At 38.1% G+C, this 26,376-nt stretch carries 26 protein-coding genes; 17 read left to right on the top strand and 9 right to left on the bottom strand.

Going from position 1 to position 26,376, the window contains the following annotated elements:
- Positions 1–202 precede the first annotated feature (202 nt).
- The 6 genes from addB to BV906_RS09720 all read left to right on the top strand — a co-directional run bounded on the left by addB (position 203) and on the right by BV906_RS09720 (position 11,389).
- Positions 203–3,697 carry a helicase-exonuclease AddAB subunit AddB gene (addB, locus tag BV906_RS09740; RefSeq protein WP_087973330.1) on the top strand — a complete coding sequence of 1,165 codons (3,495 nt, stop codon included), beginning with the start codon at positions 203–205 and terminating at the stop codon, positions 3,695–3,697.
- Complete coding sequence (addA, locus tag BV906_RS09735; RefSeq protein WP_087973558.1) at positions 3,690–7,424, top strand: helicase-exonuclease AddAB subunit AddA; 3,735 nt, start codon at positions 3,690–3,692, stop codon at positions 7,422–7,424. Before addB ends, addA begins: the two co-directional genes overlap by 8 nt.
- Before the next feature lie 342 nt (positions 7,425–7,766).
- Positions 7,767–7,925 (top strand): hypothetical protein, encoded by a 159-nt coding sequence (locus BV906_RS19450; RefSeq protein WP_176330305.1) that lies wholly within the window; start codon positions 7,767–7,769, stop codon positions 7,923–7,925.
- A complete protein-coding gene (locus BV906_RS09730; protein ID WP_087973329.1) occupies positions 7,894–9,069 on the top strand; it encodes a DUF418 domain-containing protein in 1,176 nt (391 codons plus the stop codon). Before BV906_RS19450 ends, BV906_RS09730 begins: the two co-directional genes overlap by 32 nt.
- A gap of 219 nt (positions 9,070–9,288) precedes the next feature.
- Positions 9,289–9,660, top strand: coding sequence for a DUF1516 family protein (locus BV906_RS09725; protein WP_087973328.1), 372 nt, complete (start codon positions 9,289–9,291; stop codon positions 9,658–9,660).
- Between the two features lie 229 nt (positions 9,661–9,889).
- Positions 9,890–11,389, top strand: a complete 1,500-nt coding sequence (locus BV906_RS09720) for an alpha-amylase family glycosyl hydrolase (RefSeq protein ID WP_087973327.1) — start codon at positions 9,890–9,892, stop codon at positions 11,387–11,389.
- Between the two features lie 49 nt (positions 11,390–11,438).
- Here the strand turns inward: BV906_RS09720 and BV906_RS09715 are convergent, their stop codons facing one another.
- From BV906_RS09715 to BV906_RS09705, 3 genes are all read right to left on the bottom strand, one after another.
- Complete coding sequence (locus BV906_RS09715; protein ID WP_087973326.1) at positions 11,439–12,311, bottom strand: SDR family oxidoreductase; 873 nt, start codon at positions 12,309–12,311, stop codon at positions 11,439–11,441.
- 513 nt (positions 12,312–12,824) lie between these two features.
- Complete coding sequence (gene yppF, locus BV906_RS09710) at positions 12,825–13,013, bottom strand: YppF family protein (RefSeq protein ID WP_087973325.1); 189 nt, start codon at positions 13,011–13,013, stop codon at positions 12,825–12,827.
- Positions 13,014–13,217: 204 nt separating this feature from the next.
- A complete protein-coding gene (locus BV906_RS09705; protein ID WP_087973324.1) occupies positions 13,218–14,087 on the bottom strand; it encodes a DegV family protein in 870 nt (289 codons plus the stop codon).
- A 113-nt stretch (positions 14,088–14,200) separates the two neighbouring features.
- Here BV906_RS09705 and BV906_RS09700 point away from each other — a divergent pair, with 113 nt between their 5' ends.
- Both BV906_RS09700 and BV906_RS09695 read left to right on the top strand, forming a co-directional pair.
- Positions 14,201–15,043 (top strand): YitT family protein, encoded by an 843-nt coding sequence (locus BV906_RS09700; protein ID WP_087973323.1) that lies wholly within the window; start codon positions 14,201–14,203, stop codon positions 15,041–15,043.
- A 17-nt stretch (positions 15,044–15,060) separates the two neighbouring features.
- Positions 15,061–15,459: a hypothetical protein gene (locus tag BV906_RS09695; RefSeq protein ID WP_087973322.1), complete on the top strand. Its 399-nt coding sequence runs from the start codon at positions 15,061–15,063 to the stop codon at positions 15,457–15,459.
- 84 nt (positions 15,460–15,543) lie between these two features.
- On the opposite strand, the gene BV906_RS09690 is transcribed toward BV906_RS09695, so the two are convergent.
- The 4 genes from BV906_RS09690 to BV906_RS09680 all read right to left on the bottom strand — a co-directional run bounded on the left by BV906_RS09690 (position 15,544) and on the right by BV906_RS09680 (position 17,269).
- Positions 15,544–15,807 carry a NifU N-terminal domain-containing protein gene (locus BV906_RS09690; RefSeq protein ID WP_087973321.1) on the bottom strand — a complete coding sequence of 88 codons (264 nt, stop codon included), beginning with the start codon at positions 15,805–15,807 and terminating at the stop codon, positions 15,544–15,546.
- A 129-nt stretch (positions 15,808–15,936) separates the two neighbouring features.
- On the bottom strand, positions 15,937–16,143 hold the full coding sequence (locus tag BV906_RS09685; protein WP_087973320.1) for a DUF3813 family protein: 207 nt from the start codon (positions 16,141–16,143) through the stop codon (positions 15,937–15,939).
- Entirely contained in the window at positions 16,144–16,293 is a 150-nt protein-coding gene (locus BV906_RS19445) for a hypothetical protein (RefSeq protein WP_176330304.1), read from the bottom strand.
- 139 nt (positions 16,294–16,432) lie between these two features.
- Positions 16,433–17,269, bottom strand: a complete 837-nt coding sequence (locus tag BV906_RS09680; RefSeq protein WP_176330303.1) for a Cof-type HAD-IIB family hydrolase — start codon at positions 17,267–17,269, stop codon at positions 16,433–16,435.
- Between the two features lie 143 nt (positions 17,270–17,412).
- On the opposite strand from BV906_RS09680, the gene BV906_RS09675 reads away from it, so the two are divergent.
- Together BV906_RS09675 and BV906_RS09670 are read left to right on the top strand one after the other, a co-directional pair.
- On the top strand, positions 17,413–18,174 hold the full coding sequence (locus BV906_RS09675; RefSeq protein ID WP_087973318.1) for an alpha/beta fold hydrolase: 762 nt from the start codon (positions 17,413–17,415) through the stop codon (positions 18,172–18,174).
- Between the two features lie 236 nt (positions 18,175–18,410).
- Positions 18,411–18,722 carry a metal-sulfur cluster assembly factor gene (locus BV906_RS09670; protein WP_087973317.1) on the top strand — a complete coding sequence of 104 codons (312 nt, stop codon included), beginning with the start codon at positions 18,411–18,413 and terminating at the stop codon, positions 18,720–18,722.
- 370 nt (positions 18,723–19,092) lie between these two features.
- On the opposite strand, the gene BV906_RS09665 is transcribed toward BV906_RS09670, so the two are convergent.
- Positions 19,093–19,911 (bottom strand): undecaprenyl-diphosphate phosphatase, encoded by an 819-nt coding sequence (locus BV906_RS09665; RefSeq protein ID WP_140321986.1) that lies wholly within the window; start codon positions 19,909–19,911, stop codon positions 19,093–19,095.
- A gap of 193 nt (positions 19,912–20,104) precedes the next feature.
- Here BV906_RS09665 and BV906_RS09660 point away from each other — a divergent pair, with 193 nt between their 5' ends.
- Entirely contained in the window at positions 20,105–20,434 is a 330-nt protein-coding gene (locus BV906_RS09660) for a hypothetical protein (RefSeq protein ID WP_087973315.1), read from the top strand.
- Positions 20,435–20,599: 165 nt separating this feature from the next.
- Here BV906_RS09660 and BV906_RS09655 read toward each other — a convergent pair whose 3' ends face one another.
- Positions 20,600–20,764: a DUF2929 family protein gene (locus BV906_RS09655; RefSeq protein WP_245844029.1), complete on the bottom strand. Its 165-nt coding sequence runs from the start codon at positions 20,762–20,764 to the stop codon at positions 20,600–20,602.
- A gap of 197 nt (positions 20,765–20,961) precedes the next feature.
- Between BV906_RS09655 and BV906_RS09650 the strand changes: the two genes are divergently transcribed.
- The 6 genes from BV906_RS09650 to BV906_RS09625 all read left to right on the top strand — a co-directional run bounded on the left by BV906_RS09650 (position 20,962) and on the right by BV906_RS09625 (position 26,323).
- A complete protein-coding gene (locus BV906_RS09650) occupies positions 20,962–21,597 on the top strand; it encodes a hypothetical protein (protein WP_087973314.1) in 636 nt (211 codons plus the stop codon).
- Positions 21,598–21,675: 78 nt separating this feature from the next.
- On the top strand, positions 21,676–22,629 hold the full coding sequence (locus BV906_RS09645) for a BMP family ABC transporter substrate-binding protein (RefSeq protein ID WP_087973313.1): 954 nt from the start codon (positions 21,676–21,678) through the stop codon (positions 22,627–22,629).
- Positions 22,630–22,863: 234 nt separating this feature from the next.
- Positions 22,864–23,802, top strand: a complete 939-nt coding sequence (locus BV906_RS09640; RefSeq protein WP_087973312.1) for a beta-ketoacyl-ACP synthase III — start codon at positions 22,864–22,866, stop codon at positions 23,800–23,802.
- Positions 23,803–23,833: 31 nt separating this feature from the next.
- A complete protein-coding gene (gene fabF, locus BV906_RS09635; protein ID WP_087973311.1) occupies positions 23,834–25,072 on the top strand; it encodes a beta-ketoacyl-ACP synthase II in 1,239 nt (412 codons plus the stop codon).
- Positions 25,073–25,279: 207 nt separating this feature from the next.
- On the top strand, positions 25,280–25,480 hold the full coding sequence (locus BV906_RS09630) for a YuzI family membrane protein (protein WP_087973310.1): 201 nt from the start codon (positions 25,280–25,282) through the stop codon (positions 25,478–25,480).
- An 81-nt stretch (positions 25,481–25,561) separates the two neighbouring features.
- On the top strand, positions 25,562–26,323 hold the full coding sequence (locus tag BV906_RS09625; RefSeq protein WP_087973309.1) for a YjbA family protein: 762 nt from the start codon (positions 25,562–25,564) through the stop codon (positions 26,321–26,323).
- The last annotated feature ends 53 nt before the right edge of the window (positions 26,324–26,376 follow it).

Below are 26,376 nucleotides of genomic sequence, written 5' to 3'. Positions count from 1 at the left end.
CACGGAAAGCATCCGCCTGGAGCGATCCCGGACGGCCGGAAAAGCACATACTTATAGTAAGTAACCGAGTGAGCATTAAGGACGAATAATATATATTTCGTGGCAACAACAATGTTTTCGGTGGGATGAGTAACAGCAGTCCCCGATGTTTTAGAAAACAGTCTTAGGTTAAAATTAATAAACATTCTATGGGGGCTAGACAATGGGACTTCGATTTATTACAGGAAGATCCGGTACAGGGAAAAGTGGTAGAACTCTGGATGAAATAAAAGAAAAGTTAATTCATAACCCCCAAGGTTCCTCTATTTTTTATATCGTACCAGATCAAATGACCTTTCAACAAGAATTCGCTTTATTTAATGATGAAAATATAAAAGGAAGCATCCGAGCGCAAGTTGTAAGTTTTTCCAGACTTGCCTGGCGAGTATTACAGGAAACCGGTGGAGGAACAAGGCAGTTTATCAGTTCAGTAGGGATTCAAATGATGCTTCGGAAGATTATCGAGGAAAAGCAAGGCGATTGGAAAGTTTTTCAAAAGGCAATGGAAAAGCAAGGATTTTTGAATCAGCTGGAGACGATGATAACAGAGTTTAAACGTTATCAAGTAACCCCTGATATTCTCCAGATACAGATGGACCATTTAAATCAATTTGTCCATAAATCTACCGGTGAAGTAGCACTGATGAACAAACTAGATGACTTATTATATATTTATGAAAAGCTTATTATTGCACTGCAGGAAAACTATATGGATGGTGAAGATCAATTACAATTGCTTTCGGAAAAAATCAGTGATTCCAATTTGTTGGAAGATGCTGATATTTACTTTGATGGATTCCATAGCTTTACACCTAAAGAGCTTATCGTAGTGGAAGCGTTGATGAAGAAATGTAATTCTGTGACTGTCACATTGGCTTTAGATCATCCGAACGAGGATGTTTCTGAACTTGATCTGTTTTATCAGACAACAGAAACCTATCATATATTGGAACAAATCGCCGATGAAAATCAAATCAGTTTGGATGAAACGGTTGTACTTGAACCAAAATATGGCAGGTTTAGCGATAGAGCCCATTTCTTACATTTAGAACAGAACTTTGATGTAAGGCCATCACCTGAATTCTATGGAGACGTACCGATTACGATTGCTGAAGCAGTACACCCACGAGCAGAAGTGGAGGGAGCTGCACAAGAAATACTTCGTTTAGTCAGGGAAGAGCAATATCGTTTTCAGGATATTGCTGTTTTCATCAGACAAACGGATATCTATCATGATTTAATCCAAACAATTTTTGATGATCATGATATCCCAGTGTTTATTGATGAAAAACGAACCATGCTGAATCACCCGCTGATTGAGATTATTCGATCTGTATTGGATATTGTGGAAGGAAATTGGCGATATGATGCGGTTTTCCGTGTGTTGAAAACAGGCTTTATACCAGCAACAGATCCGGAATATCCATTAACAAATGATGCAATCGATGAACTGGAAAACTATTGTTTGGAGTATGGAATCCGCTCCCGTGAACGGTGGTTTGGTGAAGAAGAATGGAAGTTTCAAAGGTTCCGTGGCTTTGAAAATGCATCTCAAACCGATATTGAAAAAGAAACACAAAAACGAATCAATCACTATCGAAAGCAAGTTACGAAAGCATTGAGGCCTTTCGATGAGCAAATTAGAAAGGCAAAGGCAATCAAAGATTTATGTACGGAGACATATATGCTGCTTGAAAATTTAAATATTCCACAGCAACTGGAAAAAGTGCGGACGAACTATGACGAAAATGGGGAAACTGAAAAAGGTAGAGAACAGGATCAAGTGTGGGATGCCGTAATCCAACTGTTTGATGAAATGGTTGAAATGGCTGGGGAGGAAGAAATGACTTTATCCACTTACCATGCCACATTGGATGCTGGATTTGAAACACTTAAATTTTCCCATGTTCCACCGAGCATGGACCATGTAATTGTCGGTACAATTGATAGATCAAGAATCAGTGGAGTAAAATGCTCCTTTTTGCTTGGTGTCAATGATGGTATTTGGCCGATGAAACCGCCAGCAGATGGGATGATTAATGAGGAAGAACGGGAAATTTTGGCTACGGGTGGTATAAGGCTTGCGGACAGCGGAAAACGTCAGCTGCTTGATGACTGGTTTTATATGTATATTGCTTTTACAGCAGCAAGGGATAGGTTGATGGTCAGTTATCCATTAAGTGATGAAGAAGGAAAGGCGAAAATGCCTTCACAACTTATTAAGCGCATCGAGAATCTTTTCCCATCCTGTAGTAACCATCTCTTACTGCAAGACCCAGACGAACTTGCAGATGCTGAGCGATTTATAACGACACCGGGAAAAACAAGGTCTGCCCTGACGGCACAAATGGCAAGAATCCGTAAAGGTTACCCAGTGAAACCAATCTGGTGGGAAGTATTTAATTGGTATGTAAGTAATCAGCCGAAGTATAGTACTACTTATACAATCCTGCAAAGTTTATATTATGAAAATCAACCAATTAATTTGGCAAAAAAAACAGTTGAAGAGCTTTATCCAAAACAAGTGAAAGCAAGTGTTAGCAGACTGGAGACATATTATAAATGCTCCTATCAGCATTTTGCAAAATATAGTCTAAAACTAGATGAGCGAAAAACGTATAAATTAGATGCACCAGATATTGGCCAACTCTTCCATGAAGCATTAAAAACAATTACTGAGTGGATCCACAAGGAAGGGCGTGACTTTGCAAAGCTGTCAAAAACGGATACAGATCAATATGCAAAAAAGGCAGTACACAATCTTGCTCCTATTTTACAGCATCAGATTCTTCGCAGTTCCAATCGGTATAAATATATCCAGCAGAAGTTGGAGGAGATTATTGCAAGAGCCGCTTATATCTTAAGTGAACAAGCAAGACAGAGTAATTTTTCGCCGGTTGGATTTGAACTTGGTTTTGGTGAGGGGGAAGAACTTCCGTCACTTAGCATGGAGCTGCCAAATGGTTATGAACTATTGCTCCGTGGGAGAATCGACCGTGTGGATAAAGCATTAAACGCGGAATCATTGTTTTTAAGAATTATAGATTATAAATCAAGTGCCAAGGGACTTAACTTAGTCGAAGTTTATTATGGATTGGCACTTCAGATGCTCACCTATTTGGATGTCGTGTTAACACACTCAGAGCAGTGGCTTGGTACAAAGGCTACACCCGCTGGGGTTCTCTATTTCCATGTCCATAACCCGATGATTTCTGGAAAAGGAAAAATGGGTGATGATGAAATAGCCGAAGAGATTTTCAAAAAGTACAAAATGCAAGGGCTGCTTCTTTCGAATGAAGAAATCGTTAAAATGATGGATACTTCACTTGAGACAGGTATAAGCCAGATAGTCCCTGCAGGTATTAAGAAAAATGGCGGATTTAATAGTTTTTCAAAAGTTGCTGATAATCAGACATTCAATAATTTACAAAACCATATTCATCAATTAATGACAAATGCAGGGATTGATATGACAAATGGGGGAGTCCATTTAAACCCATATCAACATAAGCAGAATATCGCTTGTACATTCTGCCCTTTTCATTCTGTTTGCCAATTTGATCCTGTATTAGAGGAAAATAATTACCGGAAGCTTACAGATATGAAGGAAGATGAGATATTAGGCAAACTAAGAGAGGAGGAAGATAATGATGGTTAATTGGACAAAGGAACAGCAAGATGCGATTTATTCAGATGGCAGTGATATTCTCGTTGCTGCCGCTGCTGGGTCAGGCAAGACGGCAGTGCTAGTCGAAAGAATTATTCAAAAGTTGTTATCGAATGATAAACCGGTTGATATTGACTCCTTGCTCGTAGTTACATTTACAAATGCTGCAGCCCAGGAAATGCGTAATCGTGTTGGAACTGCGCTTGAAAAATCACTTGCAGAAAATCCAACTTCTATACACTTAAAAAAACAATTATCCTTACTGCAAAGGGCATCCATTTCTACTTTGCACTCTTTTTGTCTGGATGCCATCAGAAAGTATGCGTATATGATTGATATTGACCCGTCATTTCGAATCGCAAATGATATGGAAGGTGATTTGATTAAGCAAGAAGTACTTGATGATTTATTTGAAGAATGGTATGGCAACGAGACGGGAAATCAGGAACAATTTTTTGCTGTTGTAGATCGCTTTTCCAGTGATCGCAGTGACTTGGAAGTAGAAGATCTCATTCTTAATTTGTATACATTTGCTACACAAAATCCATGGCCAGATCTGTGGCTCGACAAGTTAGCAGATGTATATCAAATACCCGAAAACTGGACAGAATCTAATCTAAATTGGCTAACAATGATCAAGCGGGAAGTAAAAGATCAGTTGGATGCGATTGAACAGGAGATGGAGCTTGCGTTAAACATAACGAGGGAAAATGATGGCCCGTATCATTACGCTGATACCATTGATGCAGATATGGCTCTGTTACAGGAAGCTTTACGCTTTGTCGGTTCCTGGGACGAACTTCAAACCTTTATGACGTCAAGTACTTTTGGAAGATTGTCTGGGAAACGCGCAGAATGTAACGAATTAAAGAAGGAAAAAGTGAAGAATCTAAGAAAAAGTTACAAGGATCGCTGGGATGGCATGAAAAAGAAATGGTTCAGCAGGAATCTCAACAGCCATATAGAGGATATGAGAGAGCTGGCGCCAGTTATTAAACAGCTTACAGAACTTGTAAAGCAATTTAAAGCTAAATTCACAGAACATAAACGAGAAAAAGCCCTTGTTGATTTTTCCGATTTGGAACATTTTTGTCTGCAATTGCTTGTGGATGAAGCTTCTACAACAGGGAACATCATCCCATCAACAGTAGCATTGCAATTTCAAAAGCAGTTCAGTGAGGTTCTTGTCGATGAATATCAGGATACGAATCTTGTCCAGGAAACGATACTCACATTGATAAGTGACAGGTCAGGTGCGGGGAATATGTTCATGGTAGGCGATGTCAAACAGAGTATTTATCGCTTCCGACATGCGGAACCAACTCTTTTCATTGAAAAATATAAACGCTTTGCAAATGACGATGAAATTGCGAAACGAATTGACTTGGCAAGCAATTTTAGAAGCCGTGAGCAAGTACTTACAGGGGCAAATTATATTTTCCGGCAGATTCTCGATGAAGAACTTGGAGAAATAAATTATGATACAGATGCAGAGTTAATTTACGGCAATAAAATGTATGATGAACTGCCATATGATAAGCCATCTCCTGAACTCCTTATTATTGACAGGGAAGCAGTAGATGACAGGGAAGAAGCAACTGGAGAGGAAGAGAACTTTCAAGATTTAGAAAAAGCACAGCTTGAAGCAAGAGCATATGCAGAAAAAATAAAAACATGGATCGGTCTAAAGGAAGCAAGCGCCCCAATGAAAGTTGTGGATAAGGAAACACAGAGCCAGCGTGACTTACAATATCGGGATATTGTAATCCTTATGCGTTCGATGACATGGGCCGCAACGATTGCCGATGAACTGAAGAAACAGGGGATTCCCGTTTATGCGGAGCTTTCGACAGGTTATTTTGAAGCGATTGAAGTAAAAATAATGATCGGTTTGTTGAAGATCATTGATAATCCAAGACAGGATATTCCGATGGCTTCTGTTCTAAAATCACCGATTGTCGGCTTAAATGAGGATGAACTGGCTTCCATTCGCTTAGCAGATAAGAACGGTTCATTTTATGAGGCGGCAATAAGTTATAGGAAACAGAATAGTGATAGCACCGCTAATAAAATAGAACAGTTCCTGAATCAGTTGGATCTATTTCGGATTGCATCCAAGCAAGGTGGATTATCAGAATTAATCTGGGATATCTACAGGGAAACTGGCTACTATGATTTTGTTGGTGGTATGCCTGGTGGACGCCAGCGCCAAGCTAATTTAAGAGCGCTTTATGATCGTGCTCGTGGTTATGAGACAACATCCTTTCGTGGTCTCTTCCGTTTCCTTCGCTTTATCGAAAGAATGGAAGAACGTGGGGATGACTTAGGAGCTGCCAGGGCACTCAGTGAGCAGGAAGATGTTGTCCGAATTATGACTATCCATAAAAGTAAAGGGCTCGAATTCCCTGTCGTAATATTAGGAGCGATGGAAAAGCAATTCAATCAACAAGATTTAAGGCAAAAATATTTGTTGCATAAAGATCTTGGATTTGCGAGTAAATATATCGATCCGATTAAACGAATTACGTATCCTACGTTATTCTACCATGCATTACAGCAGGAGAAAATGAGGGAGCTTCTCGCCGAGGAGATGCGTGTATTATATGTAGCATTAACCCGGGCAAAAGAAAAGCTTGTTATGGTCGGTACAGTAGGATCGATGGAGAAAAAACTGCAAAAATGGCAGAAAATGATTGACCATTCCGAGTGGGTTCTCCCGGCACATTTCCGTATGGAATCGAAGACCTATTTGGATTGGGTCGGACCAGCACTCATCCGTCATCAAGAAACAGGTGGGCTTCGAACAGAGGAAATTGGGGATGCTGTATTAGAAGAAATAAAGGTCGATCCATCGAGATGGGATGTATCCATTATCCATGCTAGTGACTTGACAAATCTGGAAGAAACGACAATGGAAGCAGATTTGCAGTTGAAGGAGAAAATCATCAATTGGCAGCCTGTAGATGTGGAAGATAGAGATTTACAAGTTGTAGTGAATGAACGGTTATCCTATCAATATCCATATAATCAAGCAGCAAGTTTGCGTGCAAAGCAAACAGTTACAGAGCTTAAGCGACAACGAGAAATCAAAGATGATTACAGTGACAATCAACTTGTACAATCGTTTAAAGCACCAATTGTCAAACGACCGAATTTTATGCAGACTGAAAAAAAGGTTACACCAGCAGAAATTGGTACTGCCATGCATACGGTTATGCAACACCTGCCAATGGACCGGGCATTAACGGGAAACGAAATCGCAGAATACGTGGAGCTACTTGCAGATAAAGAGATATTGACGAGGGTAGAAGCGGATATCGTGGATGTGGGGCCAATTGAACAATTTTTCCATACGGATATTGCAAAGCTTATGATAGATAGTACGGAAATGTATCGGGAAGTGCCATTCAGTCTGACATTGCCTGCAAGTAAAGTTTATGCAAATTGGAAAAGTGACAAAGATGAACAAGTTCTGATCCAAGGTGTGATTGACTGTCTTATCCCAAGAGATGATGGGTGGATTATCCTCGACTATAAGACAGATACCATTGCAAAGGATGTTACAGATGCTGTAAGAGAGCAACTAGTTAAGAGATACGAAACACAGATGTCTTTGTACCGACATGCTCTTGAAGAGATATGGAGGCAACCGGTAAAAGAAACATACCTGTATTTCTTCTCAAAACAATTGCTTGTGGAAGTACCAGTGCAACAATAAAAATATTTAAGTTAGATTTGTAACACTGATAAAGGCAAAAAAGTTACTTCGGCAACAGCAGCCCCGTATACACTTCACTTCCCTCAGGAGTCTACGTGTATACGGGGCTGCTAGAATAGCGTTTGTTAAAGATAGAATCTTTAACTGAAAAAAGGCAGAGAATTCCTCCATAAATAGTAGTACTAGTCCGGGATCGCTCTGGGCGGTGAGTCCTATGGGAACAGCACGTGTCCGAAGACCCCGCAGAGTGGTTTTCTCTTTGGAGGGCTTGAGGACGTGCCCTAAGGATGCGCATCCGCCCAGAGCGATCCTGGACAGGAGCATTAGCACAAGCTTATAGAAATGCATTTTATCATACTCGTTGTAACAGGTATTGATGCCATTGTTATTGATACAACGCATGGACATTCCACAGATGTACTTACGCAACATTTAGAAGTGACAGTCACCAATGAAGGGAGTGGAACCAATGCAACAATTTGGTCCGGCGAAAGAGAGTAATCGATTAGTTTGGATTGATGCAGCTAGAGGGTTTGCTATCTTTGGGATATTTATCGTTAATATCGGTGCTTTTTCAGCTCCTTATTTTATGCATGGAGGAGCGGAGGATGTTTGGTCTTCTCCAGTGGATCGGTTTTCGCAAGGGTTTATTGATATATTTTTTCAAGCAAGCTTTTATACATTGTTTTCCATTCTTTTCGGTTTTGGTATACAGTTGCTAAAAAGTCGGCTTGTTGCGCGAAATGCAAATGTAAGATCTTTCTTATTCAGGAGGTTGATTATTCTCATTGGGATTGGAATCTTCCACGCATTTTTCATCTGGCATGGTGATATTTTACTATCTTATGGTCTGATTGGTCTTCTACTGCTGTTGTTTCTGAATGTGAGGGATGAGCTGTTGGTCCTTTGGGGTGTGATCCTTCTCGTGGGAAGTGTAGGACTATTATCACTAGCGATGTACGGTGCCCGCAATTACTTGGGTGGTTATAATGAAAATATAATTAATCAAACATTGGCTAACTATCAAAGCAATAGTCTGCTAACGATCTGGTCACAAAATTATCATGATTGGATGTATGCAAATGGAGGAATTGTTATGCTGTTTTTGGCAGCAACCTTACTTCCTTTATTCTTATTCGGTATGTATATCGCTCGGAAACACTGGCTTCACGAGCCAAATAAACATGCAGTTACATTGAAGAAAGTATGGGTGATATCGCTTATCATCTTTATTGCTATAAAAATGGGAACCTATTTATTTGAAAATCCGTTATGGTTTTCTTATATTCAGGATAATATCGGTGGTACAGCATCAGCAATCTTTTATATTGTTTCAATTACACTGCTTGCCAGGAGTAAGCTAGGGTTAATAATAATCCAGCCATTCATAAGTGTTGGAAGAATGGCATTGACGAATTACTTACTTCAGTCTGTCATTAGCTTCATGCTTTTCTATGGCATCGGTTTTGGATTATATGGCTCGATCCGTCCTGCTGCAGGAATTGTTATGGTACTGGTTATCTTTACCATGCAAGTATTTTTCAGTAAATGGTGGTTGGCGAGATTCCGTTTTGGACCAATGGAATGGATATGGAGAAGCTTAACATATAATAAGTTACAGCCGTTTCGCAAGAACACAAAGTGAAAATTATGAATGAAACAATCGAAAGTAAAGTGAAAAGGTAAAAATAGAAAATCAATACGTTAATCAAGGTTGGGTTGTGAATGTTTTGCAACAAGCTTGTATCTTTTTTATTTACGATGGTTTATATAAAATGAATTATTTGGATGTACATGTTATGATACGATTAGATATTATTCTGTGAGTTTTTTAGAATCACAGAAACAAAGGGAGGATACATTCATGACACATATGCATATAACATCATGGGTTTTGGGAATCATACTGTTTATTTTAGTAATTGCAATGGTGGATCGCGATAATGCAAAACCTGCAAAAATTCTTCATATGATTTTACGTCTTGTTTACTTGTTTATGCTTTATACTGGTGGAGTTTTACTCTGGAATTACATCACAAACAGTGGAATGCCGATTCTGGCTGAAGCAATCACGAAAGGTGTAGCTGGAATTTGGTTGATCGCAGCGATGGAAATGATATTGGTTAAAAAGAGTAAAAGGAAATCGGCGAAAAGCCCGTGGATTCAGTTCTGGATTGCGTTCATCATCGTATTGATACTTGGATTTTTCCGCTTGCCAATGGGTATACAATTATAATAAGAAATGGAGGATTGCCTCAAGGTTTTTTGGGGCAGTCTTTTTTTATTGCGAAATATCATTGGAAGGCGATTTGCCGATAAACTATTCATAATCGCAGATAAACATAAAAATCAGTCACAATCTTAACATGTGAAGTATTTTCAACAATATTTGGTTTGTCATTGACTATTCATTTTATTGGTTAATAATAAACTAAGAGTTACTATATTTTTGTGGGGGATTGTTTATGAAGAAAATAGCATTTATGCTTGTTATAGCTATTATGATGGCTACGATGTCATATATTCCAACCGTTTTTGCAGATGAAGAGCGGGCTTTGGAGGAAGAAATTATTTATAATATAATGGTTGACCGATTCAATAATGCGAATCACAGCTCGGAATCTCAGGCAGATGTGAATATTGATGATCCCAATGCATATCACGGTGGAGACATTCAAGGGATCATCTTAAAGCTTGATGCGTTACAGAAGATTGGTGTTACAACGATTTCTATATCACCTCTAATGGAAAATGCTGATAATGGTTACCATGGATATTGGATCGAGGACTTTTATAGCATAGAAGAACAGTTTGGAACAATGGAAGATTTGAATACATTAATTGAAGAAGCACATGCCCGAGATATGAAAGTGGTCATGGAGTTCGTAACCAATTATATTGCTGATACGAATCCAATCATTGATGATCCAGACAAAGAAGATTGGTTTATGGAGCAGGAGCTAACTGAACCTGCATGGACAGCGAATACGGTTCAGTTGAATTTAAATAATCCTGAAGTGGAAGCATATTTAATCGATGTTGCCAAATACTGGATGGATGAAACGAACCTTGATGGCTATATGCTTCATGCTGTGGACGAGGCTCCTATAGAATTTTTGGGGAATTTCACAAGTCATTTAAAAAGTGTAAATCCCGAATTTTATTTACTTGGAGATATTTTAATTACAGATGAAGCAAGTGACGAAATATTGGCTGAAACAGAATTGGATGCTTTTGAAAATATGAGCTTGAGGGATTCGATGGTAGACGTCTTTGCTGCTCCAGATAATAATGTATCTACTATTTATGAAACTTGGTCAAATTCTTCAAATCAACATGGGTTAATATATATGGACGATTTTTATACAGAGCGATTTACGCAAGCATATTCTGAAAATCATAGAAACTCACTGACAACTTGGACGTTGGCATTGACTTATCTATATACCACTCCTGGTACTCCGATGATTTTGCAAGGTTCTGAGTTACCGATGTATGGTGCAACTGCTGAGGATTCTCAACGACTTGTGCCATTTAACAGTGGGGAACCAGAATTGAAAGAGTTTCATGAGCGGATATCTTCACTAAGGAGTCAATTTCCTGTACTTCAACATGGTGACTTTGAAATAGTTGGTTCAGATGGAGCAATGAGTGTATTTAAGCGGACATTGGAAGACGAGACAATGTATATCGCGATTAACAATGGCAGTGAATCAGCTTATTTAGATGTATCAGATATTGAATCTGGCTTGCAGCTGAGAGGCCATCTTGGAGATAACCTTGTAAGGGAAAATGAAAATGGTGATTATAGAATTGGTTTGCCACGCGAAACAACAGAAGTTTATTCCTTACAAACGGATGAAGGATTGAATTGGGCATTTATCAGCTTTGTTGTAGCTGTGTTTGTTCTTTTCATTGGTGGAATTATTGCCCTCAGTATCAAACAGAGAAAAGACAATAAATAAAAGTAATGCTCTCCACCACAAAATGGAGAGCATTACTTTTTTCTCGCTTTTAACCATTGACGACAGTTCCACCATTCACATGGATCATTTGACCTGTGACATAGCTTGAATCCTCACTGGCAAGATAAACGTATGCAGGTCCTAATTCCTGTGGTTGTCCAGGGCGCTTCATTGGAGAATCTCCTCCAAATTGATCAACCTTTTCTTTATCGAAAGAAGCTGGAATCAATGGTGTCCAGATTGGCCCTGGGGCAACACCGTTGACCCGTATTCCTTGCTTCACCAGTTCGCCGGAAAGAGATCTTGTAAAGGATGTAATCGCACCTTTTGTTGATGAATAATCAATTAGAGAAGGATTCCCCTTATAAGCAGTTATGGAAGACGTATTGATGATACTGCTACCTTCCTTTAGATTCGGTAAAACAGCTTTCGTTAAATAAAACATGCTGAAAATATTTGTACGGAAAGTCTTCTCCAATTGATCGCTTGTGATATCCATAAAGCTGTCCTGTGGATGTTGCTCTCCAGCGTTGTTGACAAGTATATCAACCTTGCCATAGGTATCGAGGACTTGCGTAACCGCTGCTTCGCAAAAAGTTTGATTTCCAATGTCACCACTTATTAAAAGACATTTTTGGCCTTCTTGTTCAACAAGTCTTTTCGTATCTTGTGCATCTTCCTGTTCATCAAGGTAGATAATTGCAATATCTGCACCCTCTTTAGCATAATGCAGGCTTACTGATCTTCCAATCCCACTGTCCCCACCGGTAATGATGGCAACCTTATCTTTTAATTTATCACTGCCTTTATAACTCTTACGAATATATTTTGGCTCTGGATTCATTTCTGTTTCCAACCCTGGCTGCTTATCTTGCACCTGTGCTGGTGGTGTTACTTTTCCATTTGATTTTTCCATATCCATATGTGGACCTCCTTCAATGAATTGTATATTAAACAATGTACCCCGAAAAATTACAATTCAATCATGAAGAAGATTAAAATAAAAAGCTCATTGATTTATTACTTTTATAACCTTTACAGATATAAACTGCAAAGTGACTTAAGCGTGTTTTCCTCCAATCCTTTAGAAGGTAACGCTATCGGCGCCGTCCGGGGTTGCTGCGGACGGATGCGCACCTTCGGACACGTGCTGTTCTAAGCAGGAGGCACCGCCCTCGGCTCACACGGACTGGTGAAGTTTAATAATCGTATTTTTAGTTACTCGCAAGTGCAGTAATTGTCAGGAACCTTCTAACCAGCTCTGGGAAATACACGGATACTCCTACGGGAAAAGAGGCTCACCAGCCGCCCTAAGGTCGCGAAGTATATTTCCCAGAGCGGTCGCCGAAGAAACTTACCTTATGTCACAATTTGATCCCGACCACGGAATAGTAAACGAAAAAAGCCAAATAAAAAAAGCCCTCTACAGGACTTTTCATTTGAGTGGAGATTCGTGAGCGGATACAGCCCCTTTTTCATGTAGACAGCTGTATATGTTATGGTAAGTTTTAATGTCAATTTCTCCGTTTATATATTTCTTTTGATAGTAATCCAATAAATTATCAATCGTAAGAGGTGCAAACTTGTGCTCCATTTCAAAGTCATTCAAGAGTTGGTTAAACATGAAAAACCCCCATCATAAGTTTAGAGAAGCTATAGTAATAACTATATGAATGGTAATGGTAATTCATGCAAAGTGTATAAAAAATTTTAACTTAAATTCCTTAAGCTGGAAATAATATAAGAACTGGACCTGACAATCGACAATTTGTTAGACTGAGATTAGAGCCTAGTTCAATTTGAGAACAAACATTTGCTTCATATTATTTTATTCGTTAACTGGTAGATTGGAAAAGAATAGGGCAATTGTCCCTGGACCTGCATGGGAACCTACAACAGCTCCGACCATATCAATAATGATATCATCCTGTTTAATGCCAAAATTATCACTGATCATGGAAGCAAGAAGTTCTGCCTTTTCCAAGTCATCACCATGACTGATACCAATCGTTTGTCGTTTAAAGTCTGTTCCGCGTTCTTCCATGACATCAATCATACGTTGAAGTACTTTCTTCGAGCCGCGGATTTTTTCGAGTGGAATCAGTTTTCCGTCCTCAACATGGAGCAATGGTTTGATTTTAAGTAAGGTACCGACAAATGCTGCTGTTTTGCTAACACGACCACCGCGGTATAAGTATTCCAAATTATCGACTGTGAAGATATGTTCCATATGTTCTGCCTGATAATTAGCAGCATCAATAATTTCTTCAACAGATGAACCATTTTGTGCAAGTTTCGCTGCATGAATAGCAACTAACCCGCAACCAATGGACGCACATTTCGTATCAATAATATGGATGGGAGCATCAGGATAATCTTCTTTTACTTCCAGTTCCATCATTTTAGCAGTCTGATACGTACCTGAAAGTGCGGAGGAAAAAGCAATATATAAGAGCGGTTCATTTGCTTTAGCATGTTTAGTAAAAATAGATTTAAATATACTGGCAGAAACTTGAGATGTTTTAGGTGATTTACCTTCACGCATGGAATTATAAACTGTTTTCGGCTCGATGGTTTGACCGTCTTTATATTCTTTTCCATCTAATTGAACAGTTAATGGTACCATTTCAATGTCAAATTCGTTATAATATTTCTTTGACAAATCACTTGCACTATCAGCTAGAATTTTAATCGACATTTTTCCACCTACATTCTAATTTACTTTCATTTATTCTAGTGTAAAGCTATTTAGAAATTTAGTCAAAAAACTAATTGGAATAGTAAAAATGTAATCTAAAAGGAGGTACCTCCATGTTTATGATGGAAGCAAAACGAATCGCTATCGTTATCATTGGTGCACTATTAAATGCACTTTCCCTGAATTTTTTCCTAATTGGGGCTAATGTATATGCCAGTGGATTTACCGGAGCAGCACAAATCTTGTCCAGTATTTTCAATGACTTTGTAGGGGTAAGCATCAGTACCGGTATACTGCTTTTGCTGCTTAACATTCCCGTTTTATTAATAGGTTGGTTCAAGGTAGGTAAAGGTTTTACAATCTACAGTATTATATCTGTCGCCTTTACCTCATTTTTTCTACAAATTATACCTGTCATCTCCCTTTCAAATGATATTATATTGAATGCTGTATTTGGTGGTGTAATTGCTGGGGTTGCAGTAGGATTGACATTGAAAAGTGGTGCGTCTACCGGAGGTATGGATATTGTTGCAATGATTTTATCCCGTTTGAATGACAAACCGATTGGAAATTACTTTTTAATTATGAATGCAATCATTATCTTACTTGCAGGGCTTCTTTATGAACCTGAAAATGCTTTGTACACCATGTTAACTTTGTATGTAACCACTAGAATTATTGATGCAATCCATACGCGATACGAGAAAGTTACTGCGATGATTGTTACCCTTAAAGCGAGTGAATTACAAAAGGCAATTCACGATAAAATGGTTCGTGGAATTACAATTATACCGGCAAAGGGAGCATACACGAATGCAGATAAAAGCTTTATGTACCTAGTAATTACACGATATGAACTGTACGACTTGGAGAAAATTATTCATGAAGTAGATCCAAATGCCTTTACCAATATTGTAGAGACTGCGGGCGTGTATGGATTTTTCAGACGTGATTGATAAGGAGAGAAATAAAATTGAGATATATAATAATTTTGGCAGCTGCACTAATGCTTGTTGCTTGTGGAAATGAAGAGAATCGGGTGATGGATTCTAATCAGGAAAATATCGCTTCGGTTAAATTTCAAAACATGGACTTGAAAGTGGTTGGCGATGAATTTGTTCTATCTGGTGAGGTAAGTACAGCCGATGATGAAGTGTTTTACGTTATTGAGCAGGGTGAAGAACGATTGCAGGAAGAGAAAAGCATTAAGCTTGATGCAACTACTGGAGATTGGATAGCATTTGAATTGAATGAAACAATTCCTGAGACAACAGAAAATAGCGAAAGCCCTCTAATTGTCATGCTATATGGAAAAGATAATAATAATGAAGTGGTAAATCCAAATTATATTCCCATTGATTTAGGAAAATAGCCGAATAATGAACCTAAATTAAAAGAACGACAGATTTAAATCATCTGTCGTTCTTTTAGTTATAAGATACCCTTTAAGTATTCTTTAATAACCGTGTTTTTCAAATACTTCCATAATCTTTGGGTTTAGATTGTCCCATTCGGCATCGAACTGCTTATTCACTGTAATGAAATTCTGATAACCAAAAACATTATCCACTTCTGCAATTTTCATTAAGTCATTTAAAATTTCATAGTCACTTGTATTCCCAGGCATAACGGAAACACTGTTTGTGCCTTCAAAGATTATTTTATCGGTAGTAAACTTCATTGCATTTGGGTTAGGTGTTCCTTCCACGCGAATCTCCATAACTTTTCCCTCCTAATCATACTTACCTTAATAATATCAGAAAAGGGTACTATAAAAAAGTAAATAACCTCCCGATTTTTTGAAGGGAGGTTATTTACTTTCAAAGCCTATCGCTTTTTAGGTTGAGGTTTATTTTAATTGATTATGCTGTTTCAACTGCTGTTCAAGCTGTTGTAATTCTTGACGCTCTTCAGGAGATGCGTCCTGATAGGCCGCTTGAATAGCATTCTGTGCAGCCTGCTGATCTTGTGGGCTCGCTTGACCTTGGCCCTGGCCCACATTTTGAATCATATTTGTAACTGTTTCTCTTGCGCGTTGAAATAGATTATTTTCCAATTAAAACCCTCCTACAGTATGGTTATCGTCTTCTGCATTTTTACGTTCTGCTTCTGATAAAGTGGAACGGTAGGTGAATACCTCGGCGTGTTTTTTTACTGATGCTGCACCTTGGTGACTAAAACGTTTCGATTTACTTCGCTTGCCCATGATGAATACCTCCCTGAAGAGAATTCTAATAAGGATTTCCTTACATACATGTTGAAGCAAACAAAAAAGTGAACGTTTTTATACGCTCACCTTTAGTATGGTTCGGATTCCATTTTATAAAACAGGTAACATCTGGTGGTTATAATGTTTTTGTCTTGATATTCAAATAATCTTCGAGGAAAATACCGATCCCATCTTCTTCATTCGTAAGGGTTTGATGCTTGGATAGGCTTTTTAATTCACTAATGGCATTCCCCATGGCTACGCCGACACCAGCATACTCAATCATTTCCAAGTCATTATCTTCGTCGCCAAAAGCAATTATTCTATCCTTTGGAATATTATAATAGTCCGCAATTTTTTGAAGCCCTACTGCTTTGTTCAGGCCCTTTTTTATAATTTCAATGATATTCCATGGTGCTCCCCATTTACGATGTTCAATCACTTCAGCATGATAATCATTTAAATGATTTCTTAACTGCCTGATATGATTTTCCTCAGGATAGACAAGTACAGATGTTGGATCCTCGTTTAGTTTATCTTTCAGGTTTCCGATAATATATGGTGAGTCTTCTTTTGTTTCATGAAATATGTCGATAATTTCCTGATCGAAAGCATCCAGATAAACGTCGTCCATGACTTCAGCCAAAATGTTTTTGACTTCCAGATCATAACAAGCATCAATAATATGATGAGCTGTTTTAATTGGCATTGGGTTATGCATTGCAAAATCCCAAGTCCTGTCTTTTGGATGATGAATTAAAGCCCCGTTAAAGTTAACCATGGGTGTCGTCATCCCGAGCTCGTTATAATAATCAATACTTGCGCGGTGCGGCCTTCCTGTTGCAATCACAACAACATGTCCTTGAGCCATCGCTGTTAAAACAGTTTCTTTCGTACGCGCACTTATTTCCTTCTTATCTGTTAAAAGCGTGCCATCAAGATCCAAAGCAATTAAATGTTTTTTATTATTCATAATTTCACCTCATCTGTGAATAGTTTAGTAATTAATACAGGATATGTAAAGTAATTTATTATTTACAAAGTTTGCAGGGATACAATAATACCTATAAAATAATAAGTATCATATCATCTTCAATGAAAGAGAGGTATACTTGAATGATTGGAGTTTATAAAGAAACGATACAGTCCATCCCAAGTTTAATTGTCGTCGATGCAGAAAAGAAAAACGAAGCATTACCGGTCGTTACATATTTCCATGGGTTTACAAGTGCTAAGGAACATAATTTGCCAATAGCATACTTACTTGCAGAAAAAGGTTATCGGGTTATTTTGCCAGATAGCATGTACCACGGTGAAAGGGAGCCAGATGTTCCAACCTTAAAAAAACAGATATCCTTTTGGGAAATAATAATGAATAATGTGAAAGAACTGCAATCAATCAAATCATATCTCGATGATCAGGGTTTACTTCAGGATGAGCGATTTGGAATTGCCGGCACAAGCATGGGCGGGATTACAACATCTGCAGCATTAACACAGTATCCTTGGATTAAAGCAGCAGCAATATTGATGGGATCTCCTAAAATAACTACCTTTGCCAAAACGCTTGTAGAAAGCTTTAAGAAATTAGGTAATCTTCCTGTTACCGACGAAATGATTGAAAGCTTGTATCAACAACTGGAGAAGATGGATCTCTCCAAACAACCAGAAACGTTAAATAATCGGCCATTATTATTCTGGCATGGAGAAAACGATTCGGTCGTACCATTTGATCATTCTTACACATTTTATGATGAAGTGGTAAAACAATATTCAACGAAAGAAAATATACATTTTATTAAAGAGGCAAACACCGATCATAAAGTAAGTAGGCATGCGCTCTTGGAGACGGTAAGCTGGTTTGAAAAACATTTATAAAAAGATTATTTAAGAAGTCCGGTAAAAATGACACTTTGAATCCCACATAAATGTTTGCTTTTCAGCTACGCACGCTAAACATTTAGGGGGAACTTCCTCCTTTTTGAACACGTGTGGAAAAGCACATATTTGTGAAGCCTCATGATGTTAAGATATGTGAAATGGATTCAAATTATTTAATATAAGCGTAAATTATGTTTAAATAGAAGTAAGAAATGTATAAGGAGGTAAATAAAATGGATGAAGCGTTAAAAGAAAATCTAATGGGCGCACTTGAAAATGTTATTGATCCTGAGTTAGGGATTGATATTGTTAATTTAGGACTAATATATGATGTGGATTTAAAAGAAGATGGAGTTTGTGATGTAACAATGACACTCACTGCAATGGGTTGCCCATTATCTGCTCATATTGAAGCAGATATTAAACATGCCCTTTCCGAAATCCCTGAAGTAAAAGAAACGAATACAATCATCGTTTGGAGTCCACCATGGGGTAAAGAAAAGATGTCCCGCTACGCAAAAATCGCTTTAGGAATTCCTGATTGATGAATGACAGAAAGAATTTCCTTGGAAGGCTTTGACCTTTTGGGGAAGTTCTTTTTTTCTGCCTAGGCTCTTTCCTTAATCTTTGCGACAGCGATTACTCGTCCTACCGAAAAGTTTTTGGGACTCTGCACTGCTCTTACCACCGAAAATAATTGTTGCTTTTTTAACCTTTTTGGAGCATTTCCAAAGACAGTGTGCTGTTGCTACCGTCCAGGAGTGTGGAGGAAGGATACGCATCCTTAGGGCACGGCCTCAAGCCAAGTTCGAGAAAGCCACTCTGTGGAGTCTTCAATAAATCAATCAACACTTGAATCCAAAAAAAGAAGCTGTTTTAAAGGATCGACGCCCTCCAAGACAGCTTCTTTATCGTTTACAAGAAGAAGATTACCAATAAACCAACAATGACACAATAATAGGAGAAATATCCTAAGTTTCCTTTTGCCATAATGTTCATGAACCATTTTAGAGCAAAGTAAGTTGCGATAAAAGCTGCAATAAATGCAACTAGATAAGGAATCCATAACGTGCTGAATGTTGGGTCTTGAATAATCTCCGGTATTTCAAGAATAGATGTACCAAGACTTACCGGAATATAAAGCAGAAAAGAGAACCGCAAAGCGGTTTCTTGTCTCATCCCTACGAGCATGGATGCAACAATTGACGCTCCAGAACGACTAATACCTGGTGTTACAGCAATTGCTTGGGCAAGACCAACAATAATTGAATCTTTTACCGTTAAATCTCCATCATTTTTCTTCCCGCGAAGATTACGAATCAACCAAATCGCAGCTGCTGTTATCAGCAACGTAACACCGACAACATTCATTGCGTTCGCGTTGATTAACTCGCCAATTGCATCTCCGAATAGCACTCCGATAACGCCGACAGGAATGGTTGCAATGATCAAATAAATGATAAAGCGAAAATCACTTTCTGCAGTTTTATCTCTTTTAGTGATGTAGAGCCATCCGTTTTTTATCAATCGAATAATATCATGTCGATAAATAATTAAAACAGCTAAAAATGAAGCGAAATTGACAAAGATTTCAAAGGATAAGCCAGGGGAATCAATCCCAAAAAGTTCCCTGAATATCATGATATGTCCACTGGAAGATATCGGTATTGGTTCTGTAACTCCTTGAACAAGGCCTAATATAAAGTACTGAATGATTGTCCAAATATTTGATATAAAATCCATTGTATTCTCTCCTTAATTCTACATCCCGTCTTAATGGGGGGATGAAATACAAATTATAAAAATTACAGTTATCACATAGTAACTAGCCATAAAAGTCACTCAGGTGATGAGTTTCTCCTTATTATATATCCAAGTCACCAACCCAGATGTTTCTGAATAGGCTGATGGGGAGGAGGATGAGATAATGAATAATCAACATAAACATATGTATGATCAATGTAAGAATCATATGCACTCTTATGTACTTGCACAAACGACAGATGGATCAGAATTTGATGGTATTATAACCGGTCTGGATGATGAGTACGTTTATTTTGCTATTCCACTCGATAATCATCAGCAAGTTGAACATCAGGGATATGATGATAGCAGAGTATTTGGTTATGGTGGATACCCAGGTTATGGTTATCCCGGTTATGGCTATCCTGGTTACGGACGTCCGAGAAGAAGGTTCCGTCGATTTATATTACCTTTGGCGGCTTTAACAGCAATAAGTCTTCTTCCTTGGTATTAATTAGAAAGCTAAACGAATTAAAAAGCCTTATTGTGCAGATAGGAAAGGAAAACTTTCTTATCTGCATAAGTGCAACGAAGACATTCACCTAACCTAAGTGACGGCATGTTTTCTGAAAAAGAAGACCCTTGCCATCTTTGCTGAAAGGCAAGGGTTTTTCTACGATTATTCTTTTTCTGTTTTCAGTGCAACTTCACCTAAGAAGATTGCAACAATTGATAGAATTCCGGCTAGTATTAATGCTTCAAATAATACGAACGGTTCTCCAGCCATACTAGTTAAAACAAAACTTGTAGCCAAAGATATTAAAACTGCCCAGATAATTGTCATTATGTAATGCATACCAAACACCTCGCCTTTTTGTTTCTGTTGTTGGTTATTTAAAAAGTAATCAACCATAATTATAACATGTTTTTGAGTTAGCATTATAAATTATCTACGTATCTCATATATATTATCAAATTTTATCGCAAAATAAAAGTCTGTTTTTGAACAACTTCTACTAAAAATGTATGGGAGGATTGAAAGTGTCAATATTAGTTGTTAATTGTGATGATTGGCTTGGATACCACGTTGTCAGTACACTGCTTGAGCATGATTATAAAGTAGAGGGAACCATACAACCTGTTACAGATGGGTACCAAGATATAGAAGACCTTACGATGTTTTTCGGAAGAAATAGTTCCTTTTCAATTACTTCTACTATAAAAAAAGAATATCGTATTGGAATTATCGTAGGAAAGTTTTATGGTGATATTCCCCAAAACGTTGAGAAACTAATTGTTATCAATCCGGATGAGGAACAGCATCGTTCAATTAAACATTCGAACTGTACAACAATAAGAACTTCCATCCTTTTTGGTGAATGGATGCCAATGAATGAAAAGGGAATCTTTCATAAAAATGAATATATCCCTTTTACATCAGAAAAATTTAAAAGAGAATCTATTTATGCAGCCGATTTCACAGAAGCGCTGATGCAATGGCTGAAGATAACCAATTTACCATCAGAATTAACTATTTACCCCAACAATGATGAAAAAAAGAAAGTCACTAAAATTGAAAAAAATAGGTATATACGTGAGAATATACCTAATAAAGAAAACTTAAAAAATGTAATCGAGCATTACTATAAGTTTAAAAAAATGTATAATAATTTTTAAGAATAATACCGTTTGCCATAAAAGACTATAAGGTAGAAAGGTGTAGACGGAACAGTTAAGCAGAATGGGGTGTTCATCATGAAAAAGATAGCTATCGTTATACTATTCATCGCTGCTGTAAGTATACTCTCTGCTTGCACTTATATTGAAACAGGGCAAATTCAAAATGTAGGTTTATTAGTTGATACTTCCATTGATGAAAATGCATGGAATAAAAAGGGTTACGAAGGATTGCTAAAGATTGAAGAAGAATTCGATGTACAAGTTTATTATGAAGAGAATATAGACACAAAAGAGGAGATAAACAATGCGGTTGCTGAATTTGTGCAGGATGGTGTAAATCTTATCTACGGTCATAGTAATATGTATGGAAGCTACTTTTTAGAAATAGCGGAGTTATATCCTGATGTTCAGTTCGTATATTTTAATGGTGGTAAACCAGCTGAAAATGTGACCAGCTTAAATTTTGACTCACATGCAATGGGATTTTTAAGTGGGGTTGTAGCGGGTGAAATGACATCCTCAAATCAAGTTGGCATTATTGGAGCATACTCCTGGCAGCCAGAAATTGAAGGGTTTTATGAAGGTGTTAAATATCAGAATCCAGCTGCAGAGATCGATATGAGTTTTATTACTGATTGGGATGATACTGAAACTGTGGCCACGGTATATGAAGACATGGAACAGGCTGGTGTGGATGTGTTTTATCCAATTGGTGATTTCAGTGAAGAGGTCATTAAGATGGCAGAAAAGGACGGACTGTATGCTATCGGTTATATATCTGACCAGATGGAAGTTGCACCTAATACTGTGTTAACAAGTACCATTCAACATGTGGACAAGCTATATGAATCAACAGCCAAACTATATAATGATTACAATCTGGAAGGTGCGTTGTTGTCATTTGATTTCCAGGATGAAGTTATTTCTCTCGGTGAATTTAATGATCGTCTCCCTAAGGCATTTCAGGAAGAGATGACAAACCATGTCAAAGATTATATAGAAACAGGTTTGCTTCCGAATGAAGAATAGTGAAAACATCCATTTTATCTTGCTAAAAAAGCTAATTTACATTAAAATTAGTACCAAGTCATAATAATTGATATTAATTTATAAAATGGGATTTCAGAAAAAGCAAAAAAAGGGGCAAGCAGATGTGGGGAAATATTGCTTTGATAATTGGCCTCTATAGTCGATAACCAAAAACATCGGTTTGTCTTTTTTACTGGCTTTTGAATCATCATCTTAAATAAGGGAGCTGTCAATATGAATGTTGGAGTACTAGGTACTGGTCACTACCTGCCGACAAAAGTAGTTACAAATAAAGATATGGAAAAAATAGTGGATACGAATGATGAATGGATTCGAACACGAACAGGCATTGAGGAAAGAAGATTAGCGGAAGATGATATTGATACGTCAGATATGGCTTATCATGCAGCACTCGGTGCACTGGAAGAAGCAAAAGTGGACGCCGAGGACATTGATTTAATCTTAGTTGCAACTGTTACACCGGATACACCTTTTCCTTCCGTGGCATGTATGATTCAGGATCGTCTTGGTGCAACAAAAGCAGCAGCAATGGACATTAGTGCAGCATGTTCTGGATTTATGTATGGAATAATTACTGCCAAACAGTTTATCGAGACGAAGGCATATAAAAAAATCCTTGTAGTAGGTGCAGAAAAACTTTCCAAAATTACAAACTGGGAAGATAGAGGTACTTGTGTCCTTCTTGGTGATGGTGCAGGTGCTGTCGTTATTGGCGAGGTTTCTGAAGGTAAGGGGATTCTTTCTTTTGAACTTGGCGCAAATGGCGCAGGTGGCAAGGAATTATACCAAAATGAGGATAACAAGCTTGTTATGAATGGTCGTGAAGTATATAAATTTGCTGTCAGACAAATGCCAGAGTCAACGGTTAACGTCGTTGAGGAAATAGGATTAAGTAAAGAGGATGTGGATTATCTGGTACCACATCAGGCCAATATAAGAATTATGGATGCAGCCCGTCAGCGTCTTGGGATATCAGAAGATAAAATGGCAAAGACAATTAAAAAGTATGGCAATAATTCATCTGCATCGATTCCTATGGCTTTATCAGAGTCCGTTAAAGAAGGTAAAATAAAAGATAATGATTTAATTGTATTGGTAGGTTTTGGTGGTGGCTTAACATGGGGCGCGGTTGCAATGCGCTGGGGAAGATAAGCCATTTAATTATGAAGGGAGGAAAAAATAAATGGAACAGAGAAGAGTAGTAATTACTGGACTTGGTGCAGTAACACCGATAGGTAACGATGTTCATACATTATGGGAAAATATTCTGGCCGGAAAATCAGGTATTGATTTTGTAACAAAAGTTAATAAGGATAATTACCCTGCCAAAGTGGCTGCAGAAGTGAAAGATTTTGACCCTACAACATTCATGGATAAAAAGGATGCACGCAAAATGGATCCATTTACTCAATATGCGGTAGCTGCATCTAAAATGGCTTTAGAGGATGCCAAGCTTACGATTGATGATAGCAACGCACATCGGGTTGGTGTTTGGATTGGTTCTGGAATTGGTGGTATGAAGACATGGGAAGAGCAGCATACCAAATTGCTGGAAAAAGGACCTAAAAGAGTAAGTCCGTTCTTTGTACCTATGATGATTCCTGACATGGCTGCTGGTCAAGTATCGATTCAAACAGGTGCAAAAGGGATTAATTCATGTAGTGTAACAGCCTGTGCCTCTGGTGCGAATTCAATTGGTGATGCATATAAAGCTGTCGAGCGTGGGGATGTAGATTATATTATTGCTGGTGGAACAGAAGCACCAATTTCCGATATGGCCTTCGCTGGATTTTCTTCGGCAAAAGCATTATCAACGAATGAGGATCCGGGAAAAGCTAGTCGCCCATTTGATAGTAATCGGGATGGGTTTGTTATGGGTGAAGGTGCAGGAATTCTAATTCTTGAATCATTGGATTCTGCACTGGAACGCAATGCGAATATTTACGGTGAAATTGTTGGTTATGGAGCAACAGGCGATGCATACCATATTACTGCTCCTGCAGAGAATGGAGAAGGGGCAGCACGCGCGATGCAGCATGCCCTTCGAGATGCTGGCATCTCGCCGGAAGATGTAGATTATATCAATGCTCATGGGACAAGTACAGCATTGAATGATAAGTATGAAACAGCAGCAATTAAAACAGTTTTTGGGGATCACGCTAAAAAGCTTGCCGTATCTTCTACAAAATCAATGACGGGACATCTACTTGGTGCGGCAGGTGGTGTCGAAGCTGTTATCTCAATCAAATCGATTCAAGATGGAGTCATTCCAGCAACAACGAATTATGAAACCCCTGATCCAGATTGTGACTTGGATTATGTGCCAAATGAAGCTAGAAAACAAGATGTGAATGTTGTTGTCAGCAATTCACTTGGCTTCGGTGGACATAATGTAGCACTTGTTTTTAAAAAATATAAGTAATAAAAAAGCTGTTCAGCTAAATCGCTGAACAGCTTTTTTATTGCTGAATTTTTTGATTTAAGCATTCCAAACTATGAATTGTAGCATCAACATCAATTGCAAATCAACATCAAAGATGAGTCGCCAAAAACTCGGTAGCATTCTTTTCAATTTATAAACATAAGGTTATATAAGACGAAGCGGACAAGCATAGGGGAGGGAATCTTTATGGGATACATTTTCTTCTTTCTAATTGGATTTGGACTAGCTGTTACAGGGGGAGTCACGATTATCGCATATTTGAATTTTCTCCCTGTTGGCATGTCATGGGTGGATTACTTTATATTTATAAGCGGAAGAATTGAATGTTATTTTCTCCCTGTAGGTATTTTAATCATGAGTGCGATATTATATCGCTATCAGAATTAATTTTAGCCAACTTCTCGAATATTTTTCCTTCGTGATGGTCATAATGTATTCTAAATCGGAAAATAAAAGTGAGGGTTGTTTATGTTATATTTACACGATGTATGGGTGAACTGGTTTGAAGGGGAAGAGAATGGATATAGTGTTTGTCATTTCCATGAATGGAGGAAAGAGGACAGCATTGAGCTATTGGATCAAGTACCTTTACTATACATAACGGAGAAACTATATAACTACATTGAGAATGATATGCATGATCTACCGAAAGCTTTACTTGATTCGATCCACAAGCGGGCCTATACTCGCAAAGGGCAAAAAAGGTCTGTTGTAGAATACGCGTGTATTGTTACGGACGGCAATGACATTATGGCTTTTGATACGATTGGATATTCAATCCCTATTCGTAAAAGCAGATTAATCCCGCGTCAGGAACAGCTAGTTTTCGACATGATTGATAAAACGAAAGCCCAATCCTTTAGATTTGAAGATAGTGACTATGAAAAGGAATACCATATGCTATCAATGCCACCGGAATTTGTTTTTGGACTTACAAGAAAGGAAAGACAGTTGAAGCAATTGCTTATGATTGGGCTTGATCAACTGAAAACAACAAACAATAGAGAAGAATTGCGTTACTGGCTGACAGAATGGGATCCAAAGCAATATCCAGCGATTCGATATATGGATGAAGAAAGAGTATGGGAAACGCTGTACAATGGTGTGAAAGAGGGATGGAGTACGTCACATGAAGACTTATGTGCAAAGCTTGTACGCGGCCAATCCTTTCTGGAAAAAATGTGGGAAGCAGAAATTGGACCACAACATGATACATCAAGTCAGAAGTGAAGAACAGTTTTATTATTAGTTATTGTATCACGGAAGATATAGTTTGCTGGAAG

It is taken from the genome of Oceanobacillus rekensis, from assembly GCF_002153375.1.
Classification (GTDB): Bacteria; Bacillota; Bacilli; order Bacillales; family Amphibacillaceae; genus Oceanobacillus; species Oceanobacillus rekensis.
Note: the sequence above shows the minus strand (reverse complement) of the source record. Positions and strands in the feature narration are given on the sequence as shown.

Coding starts and splice junctions, on each gene's coding strand:
- fabF (WP_087973311.1), top strand. CDS start 23,834: ATGGAACAGAGAAGAGTAGTAATTACTGGACTTGGTGCAGTAACACCG.
- BV906_RS09660 (WP_087973315.1), top strand. CDS start 20,105: ATGAATAATCAACATAAACATATGTATGATCAATGTAAGAATCATATG.
- BV906_RS09690 (WP_087973321.1), bottom strand. CDS start 15,807: ATGGAGATTCGCGTGGAAGGAACACCTAACCCAAATGCAATGAAGTTT.
- BV906_RS09630 (WP_087973310.1), top strand. CDS start 25,280: ATGGGATACATTTTCTTCTTTCTAATTGGATTTGGACTAGCTGTTACA.
- BV906_RS09640 (WP_087973312.1), top strand. CDS start 22,864: ATGAATGTTGGAGTACTAGGTACTGGTCACTACCTGCCGACAAAAGTA.
- BV906_RS09655 (WP_245844029.1), bottom strand. CDS start 20,764: ATGACAATTATCTGGGCAGTTTTAATATCTTTGGCTACAAGTTTTGTT.
- BV906_RS09680 (WP_176330303.1), bottom strand. CDS start 17,269: ATGAATAATAAAAAACATTTAATTGCTTTGGATCTTGATGGCACGCTT.
- BV906_RS09645 (WP_087973313.1), top strand. CDS start 21,676: ATGAAAAAGATAGCTATCGTTATACTATTCATCGCTGCTGTAAGTATA.
- addB (WP_087973330.1), top strand. CDS start 203: ATGGGACTTCGATTTATTACAGGAAGATCCGGTACAGGGAAAAGTGGT.
- BV906_RS09670 (WP_087973317.1), top strand. CDS start 18,411: ATGGATGAAGCGTTAAAAGAAAATCTAATGGGCGCACTTGAAAATGTT.
- addA (WP_087973558.1), top strand. CDS start 3,690: ATGGTTAATTGGACAAAGGAACAGCAAGATGCGATTTATTCAGATGGC.
- BV906_RS09700 (WP_087973323.1), top strand. CDS start 14,201: ATGTTTATGATGGAAGCAAAACGAATCGCTATCGTTATCATTGGTGCA.
- BV906_RS09730 (WP_087973329.1), top strand. CDS start 7,894: ATGCAACAATTTGGTCCGGCGAAAGAGAGTAATCGATTAGTTTGGATT.
- BV906_RS19450 (WP_176330305.1), top strand. CDS start 7,767: ATGCATTTTATCATACTCGTTGTAACAGGTATTGATGCCATTGTTATT.
- BV906_RS09625 (WP_087973309.1), top strand. CDS start 25,562: ATGTTATATTTACACGATGTATGGGTGAACTGGTTTGAAGGGGAAGAG.
- yppF (WP_087973325.1), bottom strand. CDS start 13,013: ATGTTTAACCAACTCTTGAATGACTTTGAAATGGAGCACAAGTTTGCA.
- BV906_RS09675 (WP_087973318.1), top strand. CDS start 17,413: ATGATTGGAGTTTATAAAGAAACGATACAGTCCATCCCAAGTTTAATT.
- BV906_RS19445 (WP_176330304.1), bottom strand. CDS start 16,293: ATGGGCAAGCGAAGTAAATCGAAACGTTTTAGTCACCAAGGTGCAGCA.
- BV906_RS09715 (WP_087973326.1), bottom strand. CDS start 12,311: ATGGATATGGAAAAATCAAATGGAAAAGTAACACCACCAGCACAGGTG.
- BV906_RS09720 (WP_087973327.1), top strand. CDS start 9,890: ATGAAGAAAATAGCATTTATGCTTGTTATAGCTATTATGATGGCTACG.
- BV906_RS09725 (WP_087973328.1), top strand. CDS start 9,289: ATGACACATATGCATATAACATCATGGGTTTTGGGAATCATACTGTTT.
- BV906_RS09705 (WP_087973324.1), bottom strand. CDS start 14,087: ATGTCGATTAAAATTCTAGCTGATAGTGCAAGTGATTTGTCAAAGAAA.